The 4,427-nt window shown below is 40.6% G+C and carries 4 protein-coding genes; all 4 read right to left on the reverse strand.

Going from position 1 to position 4,427, the window contains the following annotated elements:
• Window positions 1–134 precede the first annotated feature (134 nt).
• The 4 genes from HCJ54_RS15190 to HCJ54_RS15205 are packed head-to-tail and all read right to left on the reverse strand — an operon-like array spanning window position 135 to window position 4,173.
• Window positions 135–1,394 (reverse strand): nucleotide sugar dehydrogenase, encoded by a 1,260-nt coding sequence (locus HCJ54_RS15190; RefSeq protein WP_187138249.1) that lies wholly within the window; start codon window positions 1,392–1,394, stop codon window positions 135–137.
• 11 nt (window positions 1,395–1,405) lie between these two features.
• A complete protein-coding gene (locus HCJ54_RS15195) occupies window positions 1,406–2,599 on the reverse strand; it encodes a glycosyltransferase family 4 protein (RefSeq protein WP_187138250.1) in 1,194 nt (397 codons plus the stop codon).
• Complete coding sequence (locus HCJ54_RS15200; RefSeq protein ID WP_187138251.1) at window positions 2,568–3,746, reverse strand: glycosyltransferase; 1,179 nt, start codon at window positions 3,744–3,746, stop codon at window positions 2,568–2,570. Before HCJ54_RS15200 ends, HCJ54_RS15195 begins: the two co-directional genes overlap by 32 nt.
• Window positions 3,736–4,173 (reverse strand): DUF4352 domain-containing protein, encoded by a 438-nt coding sequence (locus tag HCJ54_RS15205; protein ID WP_187138252.1) that lies wholly within the window; start codon window positions 4,171–4,173, stop codon window positions 3,736–3,738. The genes HCJ54_RS15200 and HCJ54_RS15205 overlap by 11 nt, the downstream gene beginning before the upstream one ends.
• Window positions 4,174–4,427 lie beyond the last annotated feature (254 nt).

Below are 4,427 nucleotides of genomic sequence, written 5' to 3' on the forward strand. Positions count from 1 at the left end.
TACAAGAACGCCGTTGCCATACCAATAATGCCAAGGACGGCGACAACCCACCAAAAACGTTTCAAGATCGTGATGATGCCACTCAAATCAATTGTTTTATCCATTTTGTTTTATCGTCTCCTTTAGCTTTTTTATTACGCATGCAACTGTGAACGGTTCGTGTAGCGGTGCAAGGTGCCAAGCGTGATATACGTCAGTTCCTCATGATTTCCTTCAAAAATATTTTTTGTATCGAAAATTTGCATGCTAGCCATACTTGCTAATAAATTATTTGGTAGTTGCTTAAACTCATCATGTTCCGTCGCGATAATCGCCATGTCAGCGTCTGCAAAGGCATTTTCTGGATTCATGGCATAGTGGGCAACATGTGGATCATACACATGAACTTCCACGCCGCGTTGTTGCAAATGCTCAGCAATTTTTAGCGCTGGGCTTTCCCTGATATCATCCACATTTCCTTTATATGCCGCGCCAAGAATAACTACTTTTTTCGCTGTGTTATTTGTAATCGCATCGACACTATTCGCGATATACTCAGGCATGCTGCTATTGATCGCTCTTGCCGTTTGGATCAGTGGCGTTTGTTCTGGAGCCGCCGTTGTGATGAAGTATGGATCAACTGCAAGACAGTGTCCACCAACGCCTGGTCCTGGTGTATGAATGTTCACACGTGGATGCTTATTTGCCATTTTGATAACGTCTAGCGCATTAATATCGAGCTCAGCAGAGAGTTTCACCAATTCGTTCGCAAGCGCAATATTCGTATCGCGGAACGTGTTTTCCATCAGTTTAGAAAGTTCCGCCGTCGAAGCATCCGTCAGTAACATTTCGCCTTTTACAAACGTTTGGTAAACAACGGAGCCAGCGATCGTACACTCTGGTGTTACGCCACCGATAATGCGGTTATTATGCACCAATTCCGTCATAATTTGGCCTGGTAGCACGCGCTCTGGACAATGTACTAAATACACATCCACGCCTACCGTAAATCCAGCTTCTTCCAGCATCGGTTGAATCACGCCTGTCGTAGTTTTCGGTGCCACAGTAGACTCTAAAATGATCGTATTGCCTTTTTCAAGTAGCGGAATCACGTCTTGCACCGCTTGACGAATGTATCTCGTATCGCACGAATGATCCTCTGTATGTGGCGTCGGAACCGCGATGATGAACGCACCCGCTGGCTCTAATTGACTCACGGGACGTAATAATCCATTGTTCAAAACATCTTGAAATGCTTCCTGTAATCCCGGCTCTTCAATATGAATACGACCGGATTGCAAACTTGCGATAACATCTTTATTCGTATCAAAACCAATCACTTCTTGCCCGTGTTTGGCGAACATCACCGCTGTTGGCAATCCAATATATCCAAGCCCGATTGTTGCTATTTTCATCCTTATTCCTCCTAATTTAATTCGTTTCCTTCATAATTTTTAATTAATTCGGCAAACTGATCTTTCAAAATCCGTGCATCAAAATGGGTTTCTGCCAGCACTCGTGCACTCGCTCCCATTGCTAATTTCCGCGTTTTATTGTCGTGTATCATTTTCAGAAAATCGTAATAGCCAGCTTTATCGTGGTAATGAAAACCTGCACCAGCGATATGTTCTCGCAATAAATCATCTTGCCAACCTTTGAAATTCAAAATGATCGGCTTGCTCAATGATAGAAAATCGAAAAACTTATTGGAGCTATTTTCAGCGGCCAGAATCGGGACGTTCGCTAAATTCACGATCCCGACATCACTTGCTGACATCCAACTAAAAACCTCTGCTTTTGGCATATTATCGAGCAACCAAATGTTCGTTAAGCCACGATTCCGAACCGTTTCTGCCATCGATGCCTTCTCTTTGCCACGTCCAATCAAGATGTAATGAATGTTCGGGTCGGGGTGCTGCGTCGCGACATCGAGTATAAAATTAAGATCATTCGCTACGCCAAATGTTCCTGGATACAGCGCGATTGTTTTTCCAATTAACTCCGGATACATAGCCTCTATGTGTTCTCGATCTTCCGCCGAGTCATACCAAGTCGCTTTATCACAATGTGCGAGATTCGTAATCACGCTAATCTTACTTTTCGCGACACCTTTTGACACAATATTCCGCTTAATTCCATCAGATAGTGCTACAATATGAGAAGCGTAACGATAAATCATTTTCTCGAGTCCACGGACAATCCTGATAAACTCTTTATTGCGGATAATACCCATTTCAATTGGCGCATCTGGCCATACATCGCGAACTTCGAATACAAAAGGAACTCGCTTGATTTTAGCTACAATAAGCGCTGTAATCCCAACCGTAATCGGGGCCGAGCTCGCGTAAATCACATCCACATTCTTTTCCTTTAAACCGAGATAAATGCTTTTAATGACGAACATCACAAAGGCAAGCAAGCGTTTATGAAAAGCAAAAGTATGATCATAATTCGTTTTTGTCGAAATAATCTGAATACCATCTAATTCCTTTTCTTTCATGCTCTTTCCTGTTAACATCGTCACTTCTATATCTTCTTCTGTTAACTTTTTCGCTAATTCATAAGGTCTTGTTAAGCCGTTTTCCGACTCAAAATGTTGACTGATATATAGGACTTTCATTTAGCACCTCACTATTTGCCGCCGCATAAAGGGCAAGTAATTTTTGTCCTTCCGTTGTCCAGTTATAAGCTTTTTTATAGTGATAACGTCCGTTCGTCCCCATTTTTTGTCGCAATACCTTATTTTCCAGCAGAAGCTCCATCACTCCAGTTATCTCTTTAGCATCTAGCGGATTTACGCTAAGACCACTTTGCGTTTCTTTCATTAAATCCGACCACATCGGGAAATCTGATACAATCATTGGTAGTTGTGCCGACATGTATTCAAACATCTTCGTCGCCATGGATTCCATATAATTAGGAATCGGTTTTAATAAACAAAGTCCAATTGTTGCGGTAGCCATGTGTCCGCTTATTTCGGCATTCGGTATTCTTCCTAATCGTTCTACATTACTAGTAAGACTATGTTCTGTCACAAAAGCATCTATTTTTTCATTATCTACTTCTGAAATCGGACCAATCAGTTTCAATTTTAGTTCCGCGCATCCAGACTGCTTCAAGCTGTTCAAAGCCTCTAACATTATCCATAATCCGCGATTTTCTTCAATGCCACCTACATAAAGTAACGTGTTTTCTTCATTCTCCTCTGCTGGCATTACTTCTTGATATGTCGGATAGTTCAGGATATCTTCACTCTTTTGCGTCACATACGGATAATCTTTTTTATATGAACTTTCTGCAAAAACAACGCTATCACACAACGATAGGCATTTCTGCTCCACTCGTTTTACAATTTTAGCTAGTGGTTTACGAAGCCCTTTCGGAATCCAAGCTTTCGTTTCCAACGCTTTCGGAAAGTTTTCATGCATATCATAGATGAAGATTCCTTTCCGCTTTCTTAAAATTGGCAAAAGTATCAACAATTCAGGATCATGAAAATGATAATATTTGGCGTCTGAGTTGCGGATCGCTTTGTAAATAGTGAACCACCTTGTAACTCGCTTCAATCGGCTACCTTTTTGAAATAGATTTTGCGTTAAGTTCTGGCGTGGTTCAGGTTGTTGCGTCGTTTCCACCGCTGTTTGCTCCACTTGGTAACCCGCTTTTAGTAGCGTCTCAATTTCTTTATAGTAAATTCGCGTATCGTTCCAGACATGAACCGAACTGTAAACAAATACTTTTTTCTCGTTTAGTGTCTTATTCTTCATCGACTTGCCCTAAGTTCCAAGTCCATGTTTCGCCCTCCGGTGATGTATATATGAGTAATGTTTCTTCTTGCTCTTTTGGAATTTTGTAGTAGCCATTTCCTGTAATTGTCTCACCCTTAGCTATTTCTTGACCAAAATTGTCTCCACTAGTCATTTGGTAATCTTTTTTACCCACCGTGATGTGGAAGTTTCCTGCACCAATTCCTGTTGTTTGCTTCGTATTATTTTTAACTTTAAATTGAACTCGGACTTTACTCGATTGATTGACTAATTCCGCATTAGCTACCGTAATCTGTAAACCATTTATATCTTGTGTTTTACCGATGTCTGTTTTTGGTTGTAATAAAGTTGCATTGACGATGAGGGAAACAACAATTAATACGGTCGCGATAATCCCTGCTATTGTGAGCTTCTTTTTATTTTTCATAAAATCGATTCTCCTTTATTAGTTGGTGGATGCCTTTGTTGCTCGGCTCCTTAACTCTATTTAACCATGGATTGTGTTTTTCTAGTATTTTGCTTTGTCACAAGGTAGTGACAATTATGGATCAACGTAACATATTTCATTATGTAAGAAATAGGGCCCATAATATAAATGAATGGGCCTTATTTCCATTTAGAACTTATTTAACTGTTTCTTTAATAGTTGTTAGGACATTGTTTCCTGCGTCTAATACTTGT

The sequence above is a fragment of the Listeria grandensis genome (assembly GCF_014322885.1).
In the GTDB taxonomy this organism is placed as follows: domain Bacteria; phylum Bacillota; class Bacilli; order Lactobacillales; family Listeriaceae; genus Listeria_A; species Listeria_A grandensis.